The sequence below is a fragment of the Sulfitobacter sp. W027 genome (assembly GCF_025143985.1).
In the GTDB taxonomy this organism is placed as follows: Bacteria; Pseudomonadota; Alphaproteobacteria; order Rhodobacterales; family Rhodobacteraceae; genus Sulfitobacter.
Genome location: NZ_CP083564.1, coordinates 2,692,240 through 2,712,070 on the forward strand (window position 1 = coordinate 2,692,240; position 19,831 = coordinate 2,712,070).

The window sequence follows — 19,831 nt, forward strand, 5'->3', positions numbered from 1 at the left end:
TGTCTACGGGAGGACACCTATGACTATCAAGTATTTCGCCGCAACCGCTGCATCCGCCGCCTGCCTCGCCGCTCCGGCGCTGGCCGAGGTTGACTTTGCAGGCAAGACCATCGAGTGGGTCATCCCCTTCTCGGAAACGGGTGGCTCGGCCAAATGGGCCAACTTCTTTGCCCCGCTTTTGTCCGAAGAACTGCCCGGCAACCCCACCGTCGTCGTCAAGTTCATGCCAGGTGCTGGTTCGACCAAAGGCGCCAACTGGTTCCAAGAGCAAGAGCATGACGAGGGCACGGTCCTTTTCGGCACCTCTGGCTCGACCCAGTTCCCCTATCTGCTGGACGATCCGCGCGTGCGGTATGAGTACAGCGACTGGAAGCCTGTCATGGCATCGGGCACCGGCGGGGTCGCCTATCTGAACCCCACAGACGGTGAGAAATTCGACGGCACTGCCAATAACCTCAAAGACGTCAACTTCATCTACGGCTCGCAGGGGGCCACGCGCCTTGACCTCGTGCCGTTGCTGGCATGGGAGATGCTGGGGATGAATGTCGAGCCGGTCTTTGGCATCAAGGGCCGTGGCGATGGCCGTCTGATGTTTGAGCGCGGCGAGGCCACGATCGACTATCAGACCTCGTCAAGCTACCTCGGTGCCTCTGCCGATTTGGTCGAAAAGGGTCAAGCCGTGCCGATGATGACCTGGGGTGCGCTGGACGAGGACGGTAACATCGTTCGTGACCCCACTTTCCCCGACATCCTGACCTTTAAAGAAGTCTGCGAAGCGACCGAAGGCTGTGAGACCGAAGGTGAGGCTTGGGACGCGTGGAAGGCCTTCTTTATCGCTGGCTTCCCGGTGCAAAAGATCGCCTTCCTGCCTGCAGGGACGCCCGATGACGTGATCGAGACCTACACAGCGGCCTTTGACGCGGTGCGCAACCGCGAAGATTTCGCCCAGATCGCCGAGAAGCGTGTCGGGAAATACCCCGTCTTCGTAGGCGAAGGCGCAGCCAAGGCAACACAGCGCGGCACGACTGTCTCTGCAGAGGCGAAGGCCTTCGTCACCAACTGGCTGCAAGAAGCCTATGGCGTTTCGCTGAAGTAAGCGAAACCCTCTCGGCCCCGGGCGATCCCCGGGGCTACCCCCCTTTAATCTAACATTTCGAGGTCGGTGCGATGGATCTGTTCGCAACCGCTCTGCCTGCGCTTGGCCAGGCATGGGCTCTCATTCTGCAACCTATGGTTCTGGGATATCTGGTGCTGGGCGTGGTCATGGGCCTGGCTGTCGGGGTCTTTCCCGGTCTTGGCGGGATCGCGGGGCTGTCGCTGCTCTTGCCCTTCATGTTCGGCATGGACCCGGTGCTGGGTCTGGCACTGATGATCGGCATGGTCGCCGTGGTGCCGACCTCTGACACCTTCGCCTCGGTCCTGATGGGCATTCCGGGTTCTTCGGCCAGCCAAGCCACGGTGCTCGATGGCTTTCCGATGGCCAAGAAAGGCCAAGCCGCGCGGGCGCTTTCGGCGGCATTCACCTCATCGCTCTTCGGCGGTCTGGTCGGCGCGGCGTTCCTGACGATGTTCATCGTCATCGCGCGGCCCATCGTGTTGTCCTTCGGCCTGCCTGAAATGTTGATGATCTCGATCCTTGGCCTGTCGATGGTCGCGGTATTGGCCGGGCGCGTGGCGCTCAAAGGTCTGGCGGCCGCGGGCCTCGGCCTGCTCATCGGCACCATCGGTGAGGCCGACGCGGGCGGTTCCCTGCGCATGGCGACCTATGACATCCCCTACCTCACGGACGGCTTGAAACTGGTGATCGTCGGCCTTGGCATCTTTGCCGTGCCCGAGATCGTATCGCTCCTGCGCCAAGACCGGGCCATTTCAAAAGAAGCCAAGCTTGGCGCGGGCTGGGGCGAAGGCGTGCGGGACTGGGTTGATAACAAATGGCTCTCGGTGCGCTGCTCGCTGATCGGCGTGGTGGTTGGCGTTATTCCCGGACTTGGTGGCTCTGTCGTTGATTGGATCGCCTATGGGCACGCAGTTCAAACAACGAAGGACAAATCGAACTTCGGCAAAGGCGAAGTGCGCGGTGTGATCGGGCCGGAGAGCTCGAATAACGCGAAAGAGGGCGGCGGCTTGGTCCCTACCCTGCTCTTCGGCATTCCGGGCTCTGGCTCCATGGCGATCTTCATTGGTGCCATCGCGCTGTTGGGATCTGGCGAGATCGAAGTCGGCCCATCGATGCTGCGCGACAACCTCGACATCACCTATTCGATCGTCTGGTTGCTGGCGCTGGCCAATGTCGTCGGCACGCTTCTGTGCATCGCGGCTTCGGGCGGCATCGCGAAGCTAACCACAATCCGCTTCACCTACCTCGCACCGTTCCTCTTCATGCTGATCTCCTTCGCGGCATTTCAGTCCGGGCAGAACTTCGAAGACATCCTCGCGCTCTTCCTGATCGGGCTGATCGGCATCTTCCTGCGCCGTTTTGACTGGTCGCGCCCGGCTTTCCTCATCGGTTTCGTGCTGTCCAACCCGGTCGAGAAATTCTCGAACCAAGCGTTTCAGATCGCATCGTTTCGGTTCCGCAAATCCTTTGAGGAAGGCATGGACTATATCTTCTCTCCAATCGTCATCGTGCTGCTGATCGTCACCGTGGTCTCTGTCGTGCTGGGCCTGCGTCAGGCCAAGTCGATCATGGCCGAAGGCGACGTTCAGTCAGGATCCAAACGCGCACCGTTGGTCTTTTTGCTGATCATCATGGGCTACGTCGTGGCCGCGCTGATCAATGCCTCGCTGATCCCTGACTACAACATGACCGATAAGATCGTGCCGCTGGTTGTGGGGGGCATCGCCTTGGCCGCGCTGCTGATCCTGCTGGTGCAGATGATCCTGCGCCCCGAAAGCGATGCGATCTTTGCCGACAAGGAAGTCTCTGGCGAGGACGCGGATGCGCCCTACGGGTTGTGGGGCACGCTGGCTTGGTTCGTGGGGCTGATCATCGCCACCTACTTCGTCGGCTTCATCCTCGCACTCTTGGGCTTTTTGGTCAGCTTCCTGCGGGTCCGGGCACAAGCACGTTGGCCGAAAACCCTGATCCTGACCGCCTGCGGCATCGCGCTGATGTGCGTCATGGCCGGTGCGCTTAACCGTGATTTCCCACCCGGTCTGCTGCAAGGCGCAGTCGATCTGCCGTGGCCGCTGAACTGAGGAGCTTAGAGATGACACAGACTGCTATCCCCTATCTCTTCATGCGCGGCGGCACCTCGCGGGGGCCATACTTCAACCGCGCGGATCTGCCGGAAGACCGCGAAACGCTGGCCGAAGTGCTACTCGCCGTGGTGGGCTCTGGCCATCCGCTCAACATCGACGGCATCGGCGGCGGCGCGGCGGTCACCACCAAGGTCGCAATGCTATCGCCTTCAGACGACAGTTGGGCCGATGTGGACTATTTTTTCGCCCAAGTCTCGGTCGAGGATCGGCTGGTCGATTTCAAACCGACCTGCGGAAATATCCTGTCGGGTGTCGGCCCTGCGGCGGTGGAATTGGGCCTCGTCCAACCCACCGGCGATGTGACGGATGTGAAGATCCACGCCGTCAACACTGGGGCCAAGGTGCTCTCCAAAGTGCTGACCCCCGGCGGCGTGCTCACCTATGACGGCGACACCCAGATCGCGGGTGTGCCCGGAGCCGGAGCGGCCGTGGCGTTAAACTTCATGGGGGTCGTCGGCTCTTCGACCGGGGCGTTTTTGCCTACGGGCAACATCCGCGATACCTTTGACGGGGTCGAAGTCACCTGCATGGATGTGGCCATGCCGATGGTCATCGCCCGCGCGACGGACTTTGGCCTGACGGGGTATGAAAGCGTCGCCGAACTCGACGCGAACATGGATTTCTTTGCCCGTATGGAAGCAATCCGCCTTCAGGCCGGGGCCGCTATGGGCATGGGAGACGTGTCGAAATCCGTCACGCCCAAGTTCGGCTTGCTGGCCCCTGCCCGCGAGGGCGGCACCATCGCGACACGCTATTTCATGCCGTGGAACACGCACCCCTCCATGGCGGTGACCGGGGCGCAATGCCTCGCGTCCTGCGCGCTCACGCCCGGCAGTGTGGCCGATGGCCTGTTGGAACGCCCCATTCAAAGCCCCGCCGACGTTGTGCTCGAACATGCCTCTGGCACGATTGACGTGCTGGTGGATTACGACACGTCCGACGGCTTCGCGCTGAACTCCGCCGGGCTGCTGCGGACGGCGCGCAAGCTGGCGGATGGCTGTGTCTTTGTCCCCTCGCGCATTTGGGAGGGTCGCTGACATGCCCGTGATGAACCTGCTTGTCGCCTTCAACGGCTCCGACGCCTCCGTCGCCGCGCTGCGCTATGCCGCTTCTCTCGCCAAACAGCGCGGCGCACATGTGACGGCGATCCTTGCGCATACCGCGCATGAGGTGATCGACCGTCGTTCCCGTTGGATCCCTGAAGAGGCCCGTGCCCTGTTGGAGGCAGCCAACAGCGAAATCTCGGCCGAGGTCACCCGCCGGTTCGAAGAACTCCGCCCCGCCCTCGGTCTGGGCGACGCGCTGGATTTCCGCGAAGAGACGGGCCGCGTCGACACGCTGCTTTCAGAGGGCGCGCGCTATTATGACATGCTGATCGTCGGCGCCCGGACCGAGAGTGACGACGCTCATGTGACCCACCACCCGGACCGCATCGCCTTGCAATCTGGGCGTCCTGTGATCGTGGTGCCCGCGGGCTATGACGCAGGCGCGCGGCACAGCCATGCGGCGCTGGCATGGGACGGCGGACGCGCCGCCGCGCGGGCGCTGTCGGACAGCCTGCGCTTGCTTGAGGCCGATGGCCGGGTCAGCGTTCTGACGGTGGGCAAACGCACCTCTTGGCCGATCGCCGATCTGATGACCCATCTCGACCGCCACGGCGTCGAAGCGGTGCATGAGAACTTTCCCACCACCCATCCGGTGGCGCAGACTCTGCTGTCCTATTGCGAAAGGCACGATCCCTCGCTGCTGGTCCTCGGTGCCTATGAGCACTCCAAGTTCCGCGAAGATTTCCTTGGTGGCGTGACCGCCGAGGTGCTGGAAAAGATCAAAATTCCCGTTCTGTTATCCCATTGAGAAGCGAATGATGACCAATTACGAGAAAATCCACGTCGCCCGCCGTGATCTGGAAAAACTGCGCGCCGAGTTGATTGCCAGCATCGGCACGCAGAAGGACCGCGACCCCGATCTGCTGATCCTGCATGAGCGGGTCAGCAAAGCGATCAACGCGCTGTCTGCATAGGTGCAGGGATGAAGGTTCATATCCTCGACGACTGGTTCGACACGCTGCGCGGGTTGCCTTGCTTTGACCTGCTGGCGGGGCACGACGTGACCGTCTGGACAGATCATCAGCCTGACGAGGCGATCTTGGCCGACCGTTTGCAGGATGCCGACTGCGTGGTGCTGTTTCGCGAGCGAACCAAGGTGACGCGGGGGTTGCTGGAACGTCTGCCAAACCTGCGCCTGATTTCGCAGCGCGGCGCCTATCCGCATGTGGATGTCGCGGCCTGCACCGATCAGGGCGTGCTGCTGTGTTCCAACAAAGGTGCGGATGGGGCCAACCATGCGGCAGCTGAACTCACCTTTGCACTGATCCTTTCAGCCATGCGGCAACTGCCGCAGCAGATGGCGAGCGTAAAGGCAGGCAACTGGCAGATGGGCGTCGGGCGCAGCCTGCGCGGGCGGCGGCTGGGGATTTATGGCTATGGGCGTATCGGACGTGTGGTGGCGGACTATGCCCGCGCCTTCGGGATGGAGGTCATCTGGTGGAGTTCCGAGGCCGGGCGCGCGCGGGCGGAAGCCGATGGCGAGACCGTCGCCGAAAGCCGCGCGACGTTTTTCGGGTCCTGCGACGTGGTGTCTCTGCATCTGCGGCTGACACCTGAGACTCGCGGCAGTGTCACCGCGGAAGACCTCAGCGCCATGTCGCCCCGCGCGGTACTGGTGAACACCTCCCGCGCCGGGCTGATTGCCGAAGGCGCGCTGCTGCAAGCGCTCGACGCCGGGCATCTCGGCGCGGCGGCGGTGGATGTCTTTGATACTGAGCCGCTAACGGATCCCAACGACCCGCTGCTCTCACACCCCAAGCTGATCGCCACCCCGCATATCGGCTTTGTCACCGAAGACGAATTCGACAAGCAATTCGCGGATATCTTCGCGCAGGTGAACGCTTATGCGGCGGGTGCCCCGATCCATATGATCAACCCTTCCGTCTACGTGCCATAAGCCCCGCGACCAGCGGCGCGCCGACGATCACCAGCACAATGCGCGTTAGGTGGTGCGTGATGACGAATCCCAAGTCCGCCCCGGTAACGATGGCCAGCACCGTCATCTCGGCCTGCCCGCCCGGCGCGAAGGCAAGGAATGCCTCGACCGGATCGCCCAACCCGGCCCAGGTGACGAGGCCGGTGAAACCTGCGGCCAAGACGGCGAGCACCAGCACATAGGCGACGCCCGCCAGCACCACCCGCGTCAGCTCGCCCCATGTCACGCCCAGAAAATGCACGCCGATCCCGCAGCCGATGAAAAACTGCGCGGCAAGGATGGCTTCGGCTGGCGGGCGGCTGTGGATCAGACCGGAGAGCGACAAGACAGCGGTGACGATCATGGGGCCAAGGATTGACGCGCCAAAGAGGCCGATCCGCTCTCCCCCTTTCCAGCCGATCAAGGCCGCGGCGGCCATCAGGGCCATCTCGCTCACCGGAAGCTCCGTCACCGGTGCGCCGATGGGATTGGTCAGCCCTGCCCCGTAGGCCAGCGTCAGAAAGGCAGGCGCAAGGGTGACGATAATCAACACCCGCGTGGCATGGATCAGGGACAGTGCGCGCGGGTCGCCCCCCGCTTCGGCACCAAAGATCACCATGTCCTGCAGGCCACCTGGCATGGCAGCGTAATAGGCCGTTGGCCCGTCGAACCCCCAGACATGGCGGAAGAACGGAACGCCGATCAAGCCAATGAGTGTAATGAAAACCGGCACCAAGGCCACCGACATCGCCATTTGCGGGAGTTGGTGGAACAGGTCAGGCGTGATCGAGGCGCCGACCGCCACCCCGAGGATCGTGCGCGCTGCGACCGAGACTTGACCGAAGCCCTTTATCGGTACGTTCGACAATGCCGCGATAAGGCAGGCTGCCATCGGCCCGAAAAGAAATGGCAGCGGCAGATCAAGCCGCCAAAAGACCAAAGTACCACCTCCGGCGAGGATCAGGGTCAGCGTGCGACTTAGGGTCGATTGGGAAATGCGCATGGGCGTCCACTCACTCATTCTTCCGGGCTTGACCCCTTTGGGATACGATTGTATCCACCTGTATGCAATAGCGAACCTAGGGACGTTTCCATGAGCGATGAAGACCGCACACCGCAGGGCAACTCTACCTATGCGCAACTGATGGACGAACTGCGTGCCGGTCGGCTGAACCCCGGCGACAGGCTGCGTGAAACCGAACTGGCCGACCGTCTGGGCGTCTCCCGCACCCCCGTGCGCGAGGCGATCCGCCAGTTGGAGGCCGACGGCGTCGTGGCGCATATTCCACGGCAAGGGGCGAGCATCCGCACGCTCGACTACGCCGAGGTGATGGAACTTTACGAGATGCGCGCCGTGTTGGAGGGCACCGCCGCACGGCTGGCCGCCCGCGCCGCCTCGGACATCGAGATTGAAGAGCTGCAGGACATGAACCAGCAGCTTGCCGCTCTGGGCAATGTGCCCGAAGCCTTCACCCTAAACCGTCAGTTTCACGCAGCCCTCTTGGACGCCGCAAAGAACCGTTTTCTGACCCGGTCGATCCATACGCTGCAAAAGACGCTGATGATCCTCGGCCCGACAACCCTCACCGACCCTGCCCGCGCCGAGAGAGCGGTAGAGGAGCACTTTGGCGTTCTGGACGCGATCAAGGCCCGCGATGCTACTCTCGCTGAAGCTGCCATGCGCGCGCATATCGAAGCGGCTCAGCGAGTGCGTGTTCGCGCCCTGCGCGCACAGCCGTCGCGCGATCAGACCTATGACGGAGACCTACTGTGACCGTAGCCTACGATATCGTCGTGATCGGCGGCGGCAATGCAGCCCTTTGTGCCGCGATCACCGCCGCCGAAACGGGCGCCCGCGTGTTGATCCTTGAAACGGCACCGAAACCCTACCGGGGCGGCAATTCCCGCCATACCCGCAACTTCCGCTGCATGCACCACGGGCCACTGGGGCCGCTGGTCGAAAGCTACACCGAAGACGAATATCTTGCCGATCTGATGAAGGTGACGGGTGGCAAGACCGATGAACATCTTGCGCGCCTTGCCATCCGCACCTCTGAGGAATGCCTGCCTTGGATGGAAGAACATGGCGTGCGGTTTCAGCCTTCGCTCTCGGGCACCCTATCCCTTGCACGTACCAACGCCTTCTTTCGCGGCGGTGGCAAAAGCCTCGTGAACGCCTATTATCGCACCGCCGAAGGGCTGGGCGTGGATGTGCTCTATGAAGCCGCCGTGACCCATCTCGAACTGGAAGGCGACCGGGTGACGCGGGTGGACTATACCCATGAGGGGGCCGCCAAGAGCCTTTCGCCCAAATCCGTCGTCGTGGCTTCTGGCGGCTTTCAGGCCGATACCGACTGGCTGGCACGCGCATGGGGGCCAGCGGCAAAGAATTTCCTGATCCGCGGCACGCCCTATAACCGCGGCGTGGTTCTGGCGGATCTGCTGGATCAAGGCATCGCACAGGTCGGCGATCCGACCCAATGCCATGCCGTCGCCATCGACGGGCGCGCGCCGAAGTTCGACGGTGGGATCGTCACACGGCTGGATTGCGTGCCCTTCTCCATCGTCGTGAACAAAGACGCACAGCGGTTCTATGACGAAGGCGAGGATGTCTGGCCCAAACGCTACGCCATCTGGGGCCGACTGGTGGCCGCCCAGCCCGATCAGGTCGGCTATGTCATTATCGACGCGAAATCGCTGAACCTGTTCATGCCTTCGGTTTTTCCACCAATCAAAGCCGATACGCTGGCGGAACTGGCGGGTAAGATGGGCCTGCCCGGTGATGCGCTGGAGCAGACCGTGGCCGCGTTCAACGAAGCCTGTGGCGATCAAACTGCCTTCCACCCCACCGAGCTTGATGGCGTGGCGACCTCCGGCCTCACCCCACCCAAAACCAACTGGGCGCGACCGATCACCGAGCCGCCGTTCTACGGCTATTCGCTGCGCACTGGCGTCACTTTTACCTATCTCGGGCTGAAGGTGGATGAAAACGCGCAATGCTCCATCGGCGACCGTCTGGTCAGCAACCTCTGGGCGGCGGGCGAAACCATGGCGGGCTCGATCTTGGGCCAAGGCTACCTCGCCGGGTTTGGCATGACCATCGGCACCGTATTCGGACGTATCGCAGGCAAGGAGGCCGCGGCCCATGCAAATTGATCTACTCCAAGAGGCCCGCCGTCAGGCCGAAATCTGCAATGCCTGTCGCTATTGCGAGGGCTACTGTTCTGTCTTCCCGGCCCTACAGGCCGAACGTGCCTTCTCGGACGGAGACCTGACGCAACTGGCGAACCTCTGTCACAATTGCCGGGGCTGTTACTACGCCTGCCAATACACCGCCCCGCATGAGTTTGAACTGAACCTGCCGCAAGCCTTAGCCGATGTGCGCCAAGATAGTTGGGAAGAGTTCGCCTTTCCACGTGCCGCCGGGAAAGCCTTCCAGAAAAACGGCCTCGCCATCGTGCTCGCCACTGTTTTGGGCTTTGCATTGCTGTTCTGGGCTGCCCTTGCGCTGGCCGCTGCGGGGGGCGAAGGTTTCTATGCGGTGTTGTCTCACAATGCGATGGTGGCGATCTTTCTACCCGCCTTTCTGTTTCCACTGCTCAGCATCGCCATCGGCCTGCGGCGCTATTGGCAAACGGTGGGTGGTGCTCCGGTCCGCCTATCTCACCTAAACGGAGCCATCGCTTCGGCCGCGAACATGCGCAACCTCAAGGGCGGCCACGGCGACGGCTGCAACTTTGAAGACGAAGACCGCTTCACCCATGCACGGCGCTATGCGCATCAGGCGATCATGTACGGCTTCCTTCTGTGCTTCGCTTCGACCAGCGCGGGAACTCTGATGCACTATCTGCTGGATATGCCCGCCCCCTATGGGCTGTTTTCGGCGCCCAAGGTTTTGGGGCTTTCTGGTGGAGTTCTATTGGTGTTGGGCTGTAGCAAGATGGTTTGGCTCAAGCTGCGCTCGGACAAATCACTCGGCGCAAGCAATGCCTTTGGCGGTGAGATTGCCTTCACCGGTTTGTTGGGGTTCGTCGGGCTGAGTGGTCTGTTGCTCTATGCGGCAAGCGGTTCTGGCTGGATGCCGGGCCTTCTGGTCATCCACCTCGGCGCGGTGCTGGCGTTTTTCTTGCTGACACCTTTCACCAAGATGGCGCATGGGTTCTATCGCCTGGCCGCATTGGTGCGGGATGCGCAGCGGCATGACTATTAGGCAGGCTCAAAACCATCGACCGCATGACCTTTGGTATTGGGTTGCCGCTGGTCCGCAACTGGACCGAAACCGGCAAACGTCGCGCGCGTAAAGAGGGTCGCTCCTTTGGCTTGCCAGACGCGTCAAACCCCGCTGAGGGCGCGGAACTGACCAAGAACCTTATTTTTAATGCAGTATAACTGGGCTATGTGCCGGTCTACAATTCGAGCTTGGGAGAGCACCTTGCAGGACTTAGGACGAAGTATGCCGAGTGTCTATCTGACTGGACGCATTGAGTTCTATCATTCGTCAAATCCGGGAACATTCCCCAGTCTTACGATGAAGCTTGGATCGGCGACCTCTCCGCTGTTTGGATCCTCGCAGATCATATAAGCGTCGGCACCTGCACAATCATCGGATAAAACCTCCCGTTCGGCACGGTTCTGGGCCTCCTGCGCTGAGGGATACTCAAACTGCTTGGCAATTTTCAGGCCGGTCTGCCCGCTGCGCCCGGCCTTTACCTCAACATACGTTTGGCAAATATAGTGAATTTTTTCTGGTGAACGCTCGGAGTTTGTCATGAATGGGACCTTAAACACGGTTTGTTAGAATGTAGCCCTGTTGCGCAGTTCAGCGTCTGACTTAAAGAAAGGCTGTCGGCGCTTGATTGCCACTATGAACCAGTTTCAGAGCGGCGCGTTTTGCGCGGTGGTTTGACTGTCGTCTCGGATGGCGTGTTCGCTTCTCTTTCGAGGCGAGCGTTACGCAATCTGGAGTTCTTCGCATGTCGCTGCTCCGCTTCTTCGTCGACCATTTGTCTCACGACACGCGTCGTCTTTTCCATCGGAGTTTCCGGTTTGGCGGCGTAGACTTTGGACAGGTTCTTTTTTGTATGCTTTGACAATTGTCAGTTTCCTTTGTGGTTTACGCCTAGGTGGACCAAACGAGCCCTTTTAAACTGGCACCAAATGTTCAAACTTGCCTTGGGTGCGCTTTGGCAAGCCTGTAGGTGGATCGTCCAACAGGCTCACTTCGATGTCGGGCGCAGCCATCGCATGCATCAACGCGTTGTAGTTCATCTGGATTTTCATTTCCGAGCCCACCGACAGCGGGGATCGATTCGTCCCAACCACAAGATGATCGCTGGTCGCACCAACCACTTTAGTCCCAACAGGCAATGAAAGTCCCTGAATGTCGGTGTCCTGCTGCCCAAGCGCGAGGATCATGAGCGCGGGCGCACCACCGGCAGGCTTAATGCGAAGGCGTTCCGTGGTTGGATCGATCAGGGCGATGGGGAAAGGCGCGGGTTTTGCACCCGTTTCAATGACTTCGGCAACAAGTGTGAAGGCATCCGTATGCATCCCCCCGATCCGTTCACCGGACAGGGGTTCGACACCCAGAAGGATCGCCTCGCCCAGCCTGAGGTCATTGACGCGGCCCGTTGCGTGGCCGCCTAATGCCCAAGGTAGGTTTGCAGATCCTCCACCAGATACGATCTTGAGGCTGGGGCCGCCCCCCCGCTCAATCTCATTCGCCAACTCGCTTAACGCGGCCATTTGAGACGCTGTCGGAGCGCGCCCGTTCAAACAAGCAAAGTTAGCACCGATCCCCTCTAGCGTGGCCCCGGGCATCTGCCGGACCTGCTGCGCAATTTCAGCCAGCTTCTCGGGAAATATTCCGTCGCGCCGGTCCCCCATCTCGACCATGAGGATGATACCGTGAACTGAACCATTGCGGATCGCAGCGGCTGCCAATGCCGAGATGACTGGAATCTCTGTGTTATAGCTCGCTTCGCAGGATTGAACGACTTCATCAGCCTGACTTAACATCGGCGTCCGGATCAGTGTGATCGGGCCTGTCAGCCCTGTCGACCGTAGCCTTTGCACATTGCGGATACGTGCATCCGCAAGCGCCGTGGCCCCACCATCGAGCATGGCCTGAGCGATTGCAGGATGCCCGCAGACAGCCTTCGTCACGCCAGTGACGCCGACCCCCCGCAGGCCCAAACGCTTGACCAATGTCTGCGTGTTGTGCCTGATTTTGCATAGGTCCACCTCGATGCGTGGGCAACTCATACTGTTGCCACAACAGGCCTTCGCGTCAGTGCCGGGTATGCGGCAGTGACCATCGCAAGCAGTTCTGCAACCGGTCTGGCCAATGCATCGGTGACCGGCAGCCCAAGCTCTTGTGATTGGGCCGCGATCGTATCGGTGATCTCGGCCTCAGACATCCCCTCGTGATTGAGCGTAACACCGATGACCTTGGTATCAGCAAAGGCTTCGATCAAAGCGATCTCACTTGATGACGTGGGCATCGGCATAGTTGGAAAGTCGCAGCGATGGGCACGTTTTGGCGCGTGCTGCAGGATGACCGCATCCGGCTGGCTCCCCCGCAGAATGAAGGCCGATGTGCAAAAGGCAGGGTGGCTCAGGGCGCCCTGTCCTTCGATTAGGATCACATCGGGCTGTTCGCCGTCAGACGCGGCAACTACCGCGCCCTCAAGCTCGCCACAGCAGAATTGCGGCGGCACGGCATCCATTGCGATCCCGTATTTTGCGCCCTGCATCAGGCCGGTCTGGCCCGTGCCAACAAGCACGGTCTTGATACCTTTTGCATTCAGCGCCCGCGCCAAGACGGTGGCCGTTGTCCGCTTCCCGATGGCGCAATCGGTGCCGAGAACGGCAATCCGCAGCGCTTTGACATCAGCGACACTCCCATCAAAGAGGCGCATGTCTTTGCTGGCTTTCGGCTTTCGGATGTCGCGGATCGTGACATTCAGGTCCGATGCAGCACTGGCTATTTCTGTATCATCGCACAGATATTCATGCAGCCCGCTTACGATATTCATGCCAAGCTCAATCGCTTTCAGAACAACGCCCCGGTCCGCAGTCGAGAGACGCCCTGTTGAGGGGGCCATCCCATAGATCAGCGTATCGGGCGTGACGGCTTCATGGGCCACCGCTGCTTCGAGATGACCAAAGATCGGTATTTGGTTAGCCCTATCATCGAGAACGACGCCGCTGTCTTGTCCGCTATAAGTGCTGTCGATGACTGAAAGGATGCGATACGCTTGGGAATGGCGGACAAGGCCATTCGCCGTCTTGCCATCAATCCGCGTAAAGTTGCCTTCGCAATAGGCAATCGCTGTTGGATGAGCCGCGATCTGCGTGTTTGATAGTGCTACAGACGCATCGCTCCGGCTCATTGGCGGCGCTTGCGCACCGCTGGCCGGACGGCGGATGGTATCGACAGTGTCAGATTTCGTTTCCATTTTATTCTCTCTTTTTATGTTAGCATCAAGGACAGGCCCGTTCGCAGCCCCACAGGCTGATGCCTGTGTTGCGATGTTTCGCGCTCAGTTGTTAAGGACGCACTGCCCTTTGGATTTCTGGAAATTTCTGTTGCATTCCCATCGGTTGCCCGACCTGCCCAGATGCGCGTACTCAGGAATATCTATCAATTCGCATGTCTTGCCCGATGCGGCATATCCACGATCGCACTTCCAGCCTTTTCCATAGCTTGTGCCATCGAAATAGGCATTTTCGGGGATCACGGCGGCTTTGCAAAGACCGGCCTGTTCAACGAAGCCACGCTCACACGTCCAAGGCTGACCGTACCCCGTTCCATTCAGATAGGCGTTGGCCGGAACCGCAATCTGAGCACACTGACCCCCGGTTGCTTCGTACCCACGTTCGCACCTCCAGGTGGACCCATATGAGGAATCTACCAAATACGCATGCGCTGGCAGGACGATTTCCTTACAGGTGTCATCGACCCTGTCGTAGCCCCGCAGACATCCCCACCGTTCGCCTGTCGGGTCTAGGAACCCCCCTTCAGGCACCGCGACCGCAACACAGGTTTCCATATCGGTTTTGCGAAACCCATGTAGACAGTCCCATCCGGACCCGTAAGACCGCTTCGTTTCATATGCGTTTTGCGGGACATTGACTGCGAGGCAGGCTTTTTCATTCAGCCGGAAACCAATATCGCATTCCCATCCATCGCCGTAACTTCTGGTACTGGCGTTCTCCGGCATCGGTTGTGCGCTGTTTTGGGCCAATGCAGGCAGCACAAAAAGCATAAGCGCTAAGATTGAACCGGCAAATAGGCCGATGATTGTGGGGCGCTGCGCAGGGGTGCAGAAAGCGAGTGCCTGAGGGCCGCGCGGCCCTGTGAGTTGTGATTTACGATCCATCTCTCTTGAGCCCCGCAGGGCAGGCGACTGCCAATTCCCGGCTCGAAGCTCTAATGCCCGGCACTAAGTCCAAGGTCACTCGTTCTTCCACAGGGGTGTCAGCGATCTTCTGTGTGCCGCAAGAGGTGGTCAACCCGTCACGGGCAAGGCCAAGGCTCGAGACAGCACCTGCACCAACTGCGGCGCTATAAATACTGGGTTTCGTCGATCCGGGAAGTGTCATTTTCGATCCTCTGACGGCGAAAGCCCCGCCTCACTGTTTTTGATTGAGTACGTGATTGCATTCGCCTGATCTTGCGCCAGAGCCAGCTTTAGGCCTCGATGATCCGCTGCGCGAAGCTTTGCTCTCCAGCGCCGATAGACCAGATAGAAGCGTCGTTTTTCGTCGGCAGGCCGCAGAGCTGAAGCCTTCAATGGCTGCGCCGCCTACCAATTTTCGTAGTCATCATCGGAACGCTCATCCGTGTGTCCCGCGATCGTAAGCGGCTGGGGAATGCCATAATCGACCTGATTGTGCGCGATCACATCGGCAACAGTCCCAAATATCAAATCCCTGCTAACGGACGTGACAGCTGAATTTTCATGATGAAAGGTTGTGGTCGGCTCTGGCAGGCTGATGCGCCTATGCCGCAGAGAACCACAACTTCGTATCTCCTACTTAGTCTTAAAGAGACGGAAATACAATGACCTGCTCCCCTTGGGGTCCGCGTTTATAGGTTAGCTCTGTTCAGGTTTTGGTATTCCTTTGACCGGTTAGCCTATTCGTATGGCGTCAGGCCCGCGAGGCTGGAGTGAGGCCGGTGGTGATTGTAGTCGGCGCACCATGCCGCAATCATGCGGCAGGCATGGCGCAAAGACGGGAACAGGTGTTCGTTTAGGCATTCCTCACGGATCCGCCCATTGAAACTGTCGACCAGGCCATTCTGCATTGGCTTGCCCGGTGCAATGTAATGCCGACCGACCTTGCGGTGCTCTTGCCATTTGAGCATCGCGTTGCTGGTCAGCTCCGTCCCGTTGTCCGAGACCACTAAACAAGAATAACCGCGCAGTTCGGCAATCCGATCCAATTCGCGGGCGACGCGTGCGGCGCCGATGGCTGTATCGAACACAGCGGCCAGACATTCTCGGCTGAAGTCGTCAATAACATTAGCGCGCGGAAAAGACGGCCATCCTCCAGCGCGTCCGACACGAAGTCGACCGACCATCTCTGGTTTGGACCTTGCGGGATTGCCATCGGGGTTCTCGTGCCCACTGCGCGCTTGCGTCCGCTCAATTGCGAACGGTTAAACTTTCTTCCCCGGTAGAGCCGATACAGCTTCTTCCAGTTCACTTGCCACCCCTCGCGCTACGGCAGGATGTGCAGGCGTCGATAGCCGAACCGCCGCCGTTCGGACGCCAATTCTTACATCCTTGTCCGCAGTTCCGTGTCGGCAGGGCGCTTAGACCTGCGCCGATACACAGGCGGATCGATCCCGGCCAACGCGCAAGTGCGTCGTTGATTGTAACCCTTAGTCTTCATCGCCCAGTCCACAGCTTTCCTCTGCGAGCCGGGCCTTAAAAGTTTTTTCCGAGCATTTCTTTCAGCGTCTCCACATCCATCATCTGCTCTGCCAGCATCTTCTTCAGCTAAGCGCTCTCGCTTTCCAGCGCCTTCAAACGCCGCGCGTCGGACACTTCCATACCGCCATACTTCGACCGCCACTTGTGAAAAGTCGCATCGCCGATCCCATGCTTGCGACACAATTCCTTTGCACCAAGCCCAGCCAGGCGCGCCGCCCGCCGTAGCGCGAAATTGTTAACAGCGGGGCCGATTTCAACTGCCAGTGGCCGACCGGGTGGGGAGCGCATATGCGCCCTCTTACGAGCAAGAAATCTGGACGAACCATTCGGGTCATCCTTCCTTTGACAGGGGGGCGCCTCCCCCCATGACCTGCAGCACAAAGCTTCCAGACGCCGTGATCATGAGAAAGCCGTGAAACGCCTCAATCCCGGTGAGGAAACGCAGGTGCCCCAAGGGTGTCAGGTCGCCGCGTCCTAAGGTGGTGAAGTTAACCAGTGAGAAATAGAAGTAGTCCATCAAAGTGATCGGCGCACCTGCCGGGCCGGAGGCGTTCAGCGCGCCGATTTGTAACCCCTGCACCGCCCAGAGAAAGAAGAGCGTATAGATAAAAGCCTCAATGACATGGGCTATCGTAATTGCTCCGACGGCCAATCCTAGGTTCCGGCCCTGGGCCGTTCTGTTGCGCTGCGCAATCGTATCGGAAACCCACTTAAGGACGAAATAGTGGATTGTCGTGCAGATGCCGACGACCAGAATGGATAGAAGCATTGCTTGGATCATTGAGGGGCCACCTGTTTGGTATCAGGGCCATTTCTGCGTGCGACTATGCGACAGCTGACGCTCATGCGGCGGCAACCATATCCGAGTTCTTTACAGCCACTGTTTGCGGTGCGTCCGCCGGCATCAATGCATCATCCATCAAGTCCTCAATGAAAGTACTCAGCAACTGCGTGCGCCCGGTGACGGCAGCCTTGCGATAAACTGCGTTCGTCTGCGCCTTGATCGTGCCTTCGGAGGTGCCGCGTAGTTCCGCAATGTCGCGGGTGCTCAGGCCTTTGACCAGAAAGACGGCGACATCCCGCTCTGCGGGCGTCAGACGCCAGTCGGTGAAATGCTGCGTCATCACCAGCGAGAACTCCGAGGTGCATCTGCGCATCTTCTCTTCGGCCAACCGCGCACGTTGCAGACTGGTCCTAAGGGCGATCCAGCCAAGCGCCACACCGAGGTTCAGGCCGATGGCCAACACGGTCTGCTGATACTCATGGCTCTGCCAAATCAGAAATTCAGGTTCCAGTCCGACAGCGTCCAGCAAGAAGCAGACGGAAAAGAAGATTGCCACAATGGCCTGTAGTGCAGCGATGGCCCAAAGGGCGATGGTTCCACGCGTTCTCATTGCTCGAACTGCCTTATTTTTTTGGTGGAAAGAGCAGGGCCAGCCCGTTCGACGGCCCTGCTGTCGGCGCTTACTTCATCGCTGTGACGGTCAGCTTGCCTTTCACACGGTCGGCCACGAATTCGATGTTCTGGCCTTCCTTCATATTGGCGATCAGCGTCTCATCGGCTTTGAACACCATGGTCATCGACGGCATGTCGAGGTTTTCCAGCGGGCCGTGAATGATGGTCACTTTCTTGCCCTTGGCGTCGACTTTCTTGATCTTGCCGGTTGAGTAGACGGCGGGCGCCGCGGGGGCCTCATCAGACTGCTTCACGGTGATCGGGCCATGCATGCCGGATTCGTAATGGCCGGGGATCAGGCAGGCGAACTCGAAGGAACCTTCATTGGCGAAGGTCCAGATCACCTCGCCCTCCATGCCGGGATCAAGGCGAACGGAGTTTGGGTCGTCATGCTCCATGTCCATCTTGGCCATGGCTTCCTTGTGCTTGGCATTGCCTTCCATCGTGTCGATTACGAACTCATGCTCGATCTCGCCTTTGTTGGTGACGGCAAAGCGAATGGTCTCGCCTTTTTTGATGTCGAACTCGGCGGGTTCAAAGATCATCTCGCCGTCGTCGGTTTCGCGCATGGTCACCTCGATCGTGCGGTCAACCGCCTCGGCCTTGCCGGGCATGCCTGCGGCCATTTCCTTGTGCATGTCGCCATGGCCGTCATCGGCGTGACCGCCGCCATGGGTGCCTGCCGCATAGGCCGGAGCGGTGATGAGAAGGCTGAGGGCGGTTGAGAGAAGAAGTTTGTTCATGGTGTTTCCTGTATGGTTTTAGAGGTCATTTTGGTCCAAGGGCCGCTTAGCCCTTGGAGGTTGGTTTTGGCGTAATCTGGGTTTTCGGGCTGTGGTTCTGCGCGAAGTCCGGCAGTTCGCCCGTCCATTCATACGCTTCGGTGCCCGGCGGGTTTTCATACCAGCCGGGATCTTCGTAGTCGTCCGCGTCGATGCCTTGGCGCACCTTCACGACCGAAAACATGCCGCCCATTTCCAGCGGGCCATGTGGCCCCCAACCGGCCATCATCGGCACGGTATTGTCGGGCAGCGGCATCGACATTTCGCCCATATCCGCCATGCCCGCCGTGCCCATGGGCATGAACTCGGGCTGCACGCGGCGGACCTGACGTGTCATGTTGGAACTGTTGGTACCGATCAGTGTTGGCACGTCATGGCCCATGGCGTTCATCGTGTGGTGCGACTTGTGACAATGGATCGCCCAGTCGCCCAGATGCTCGGCCACGAACTCATAGGCCCGCATGGCGCCCACGGGGATGTCGATGGAGACCTCGGGCCATTGCGCCGATTCCGGCACCCAGCCGCCATCGGTGCAGGTGACCTTGAAGTCGTAGCCATGCATGTGGATCGGGTGGTTGGTCATGGTCAGGTTGCCGACGCGCACCCGGACCTTATCGCCATGGTTGACGACCAATGGGTCGATGTCTGGGAAGATCCGGCTGTTCCATGTCCACAGGTTGAAATCCGTCATCGTCATGATCTTCGGAATGTAGCTACCCGGATCAATGTCGAAGGCGTTCAGCATGATCAGGAAGTCCCGATCCACGCGCATGAAGTACGGATCTTTGGGGTGGACCACGAACATGCCCATCATCCCCATCGCCATCTGTACCATCTCATCCCCATGCGGGTGATACATGAAGGTGCCGGATTTGGTCAGATCGAACTCGTAGATAAAGGTCTTGCCCGGCGGGATGCCGGGATGGCTGAGCCCGCCGACACCGTCCATGCCAGAGGGCAGGATCAGCCCGTGCCAATGCACGGTGGTATGTTCGGGCAGGCGGTTGGTGACATAGATGCGCACCCGGTCGCCCTCCACCGCCTCGATGGTGGGACCGGTTGACTGGCCGTTATAGCCCCAGAGGCGCGCGACCATCCCGTCAGCCAGTTCGCGCTCCACCGGTTCGGCAACGAGGTGGAATTCCTTCACCCCGTTGTTCATCCGATGCGGCAGGGTCCAGCCGTTGAGCGTGACCACGGGATTGTAATCCGGCCCGCTGGTGGGGCGGGTTGGCGATTGGGTCAGCGCGCTGTCCATGACGGCGGCTTCGGGCAGGCCCATATTCATGGTCTGGCCCCATGCTTTGGAGGACACGAGCGTCGCTCCCGCAGCACCGGCCCCCAGCAGTTGACGTCTGTTAATCATC

At 60.0% G+C, this 19,831-nt stretch carries 19 protein-coding genes and 1 pseudogene; 10 read left to right on the forward strand and 10 right to left on the reverse strand.

Translation table 11 applies throughout. From position 1 onward, the window contains the following. The first annotated feature begins 19 nt into the window (after positions 1-19). The 6 genes from K3759_RS13260 (at position 20) to K3759_RS13285 (ending at position 6,264) form a co-directional block, all read left to right on the forward strand. Complete coding sequence (locus K3759_RS13260; RefSeq protein ID WP_243261315.1) at positions 20-1,096, forward strand: tricarboxylate transporter; 1,077 nt, start codon at positions 20-22, stop codon at positions 1,094-1,096. A gap of 71 nt (positions 1,097-1,167) precedes the next feature. Continuing rightward, positions 1,168-3,198 (forward strand): tripartite tricarboxylate transporter permease, encoded by a 2,031-nt coding sequence (locus K3759_RS13265; protein ID WP_243261316.1) that lies wholly within the window; start codon positions 1,168-1,170, stop codon positions 3,196-3,198. Positions 3,199-3,209: 11 nt separating this feature from the next. After that, positions 3,210-4,298, forward strand: a complete 1,089-nt coding sequence (locus tag K3759_RS13270; RefSeq protein ID WP_259982485.1) for a 4-oxalomesaconate tautomerase — start codon at positions 3,210-3,212, stop codon at positions 4,296-4,298. 1 nt (position 4,299) lies between these two features. After that, positions 4,300-5,115, forward strand: coding sequence for a universal stress protein (locus tag K3759_RS13275; RefSeq protein ID WP_259982487.1), 816 nt, complete (start codon positions 4,300-4,302; stop codon positions 5,113-5,115). Positions 5,116-5,122: 7 nt separating this feature from the next. Further along, the gene (locus K3759_RS13280) at positions 5,123-5,281 is read left to right on the forward strand and encodes a hypothetical protein (protein WP_162931835.1); all 159 of its coding nucleotides are present in this window, start codon (positions 5,123-5,125) and stop codon (positions 5,279-5,281) included. 8 nt (positions 5,282-5,289) lie between these two features. After that, on the forward strand, positions 5,290-6,264 hold the full coding sequence (locus K3759_RS13285) for a D-2-hydroxyacid dehydrogenase family protein (RefSeq protein WP_259982488.1): 975 nt from the start codon (positions 5,290-5,292) through the stop codon (positions 6,262-6,264). Here K3759_RS13285 and K3759_RS13290 read toward each other — a convergent pair. Further along, positions 6,239-7,285 carry an AbrB family transcriptional regulator gene (locus K3759_RS13290; protein ID WP_259982489.1) on the reverse strand — a complete coding sequence of 349 codons (1,047 nt, stop codon included), beginning with the start codon at positions 7,283-7,285 and terminating at the stop codon, positions 6,239-6,241. The genes K3759_RS13285 and K3759_RS13290 overlap by 26 nt on opposite strands. A gap of 90 nt (positions 7,286-7,375) precedes the next feature. Between K3759_RS13290 and K3759_RS13295 the strand changes: the two genes are divergently transcribed. Genes K3759_RS13295 through K3759_RS13310 form a run of 4 tightly spaced genes read left to right on the forward strand, consistent with a single transcriptional unit; the run spans position 7,376 to position 10,671 of the window. Next, entirely contained in the window at positions 7,376-8,056 is a 681-nt protein-coding gene (locus tag K3759_RS13295; protein ID WP_259982491.1) for a GntR family transcriptional regulator, read from the forward strand. Next, entirely contained in the window at positions 8,053-9,438 is a 1,386-nt protein-coding gene (gene tcuA, locus K3759_RS13300; protein WP_259982493.1) for an FAD-dependent tricarballylate dehydrogenase TcuA, read from the forward strand. Before K3759_RS13295 ends, tcuA begins: the two co-directional genes overlap by 4 nt. Further along, positions 9,428-10,492, forward strand: coding sequence for a tricarballylate utilization 4Fe-4S protein TcuB (tcuB, locus tag K3759_RS13305; protein WP_259982495.1), 1,065 nt, complete (start codon positions 9,428-9,430; stop codon positions 10,490-10,492). Before tcuA ends, tcuB begins: the two co-directional genes overlap by 11 nt. A gap of 23 nt (positions 10,493-10,515) precedes the next feature. Next, the gene (locus K3759_RS13310) at positions 10,516-10,671 is read left to right on the forward strand and encodes a hypothetical protein (protein ID WP_259982497.1); all 156 of its coding nucleotides are present in this window, start codon (positions 10,516-10,518) and stop codon (positions 10,669-10,671) included. Positions 10,672-10,773: 102 nt separating this feature from the next. Here K3759_RS13310 and K3759_RS13315 read toward each other — a convergent pair whose 3' ends face one another. The 9 genes and pseudogenes from K3759_RS13315 to K3759_RS13355 form a co-directional block, all read right to left on the reverse strand. Continuing rightward, on the reverse strand, positions 10,774-11,052 hold the full coding sequence (locus tag K3759_RS13315) for a hypothetical protein (RefSeq protein ID WP_259982499.1): 279 nt from the start codon (positions 11,050-11,052) through the stop codon (positions 10,774-10,776). Between the two features lie 372 nt (positions 11,053-11,424). Beyond that, complete coding sequence (locus tag K3759_RS13320) at positions 11,425-12,546, reverse strand: alanine/ornithine racemase family PLP-dependent enzyme (RefSeq protein WP_259982501.1); 1,122 nt, start codon at positions 12,544-12,546, stop codon at positions 11,425-11,427. Then, entirely contained in the window at positions 12,543-13,742 is a 1,200-nt protein-coding gene (locus K3759_RS13325) for a DUF1611 domain-containing protein (protein WP_259982502.1), read from the reverse strand. The genes K3759_RS13320 and K3759_RS13325 overlap by 4 nt, the downstream gene beginning before the upstream one ends. Positions 13,743-13,826: 84 nt before the next feature. After that, positions 13,827-14,666, reverse strand: a complete 840-nt coding sequence (locus tag K3759_RS13330; RefSeq protein ID WP_259982504.1) for a hypothetical protein — start codon at positions 14,664-14,666, stop codon at positions 13,827-13,829. A 758-nt stretch (positions 14,667-15,424) separates the two neighbouring features. Then, positions 15,425-16,478: pseudogene (locus K3759_RS13335) on the reverse strand (IS3 family transposase). A gap of 79 nt (positions 16,479-16,557) precedes the next feature. After that, positions 16,558-17,007, reverse strand: a complete 450-nt coding sequence (locus tag K3759_RS13340; RefSeq protein ID WP_259982506.1) for an ion channel — start codon at positions 17,005-17,007, stop codon at positions 16,558-16,560. A 61-nt stretch (positions 17,008-17,068) separates the two neighbouring features. After that, complete coding sequence (locus K3759_RS13345; RefSeq protein ID WP_259982508.1) at positions 17,069-17,620, reverse strand: helix-turn-helix transcriptional regulator; 552 nt, start codon at positions 17,618-17,620, stop codon at positions 17,069-17,071. Positions 17,621-17,690: 70 nt separating this feature from the next. Continuing rightward, positions 17,691-18,425, reverse strand: a complete 735-nt coding sequence (locus K3759_RS13350) for a copper-binding protein (RefSeq protein ID WP_259982510.1) — start codon at positions 18,423-18,425, stop codon at positions 17,691-17,693. 46 nt (positions 18,426-18,471) lie between these two features. Next, entirely contained in the window at positions 18,472-19,830 is a 1,359-nt protein-coding gene (locus tag K3759_RS13355) for a multicopper oxidase family protein (protein ID WP_259982512.1), read from the reverse strand. Position 19,831: the final 1 nt, after the last annotated feature.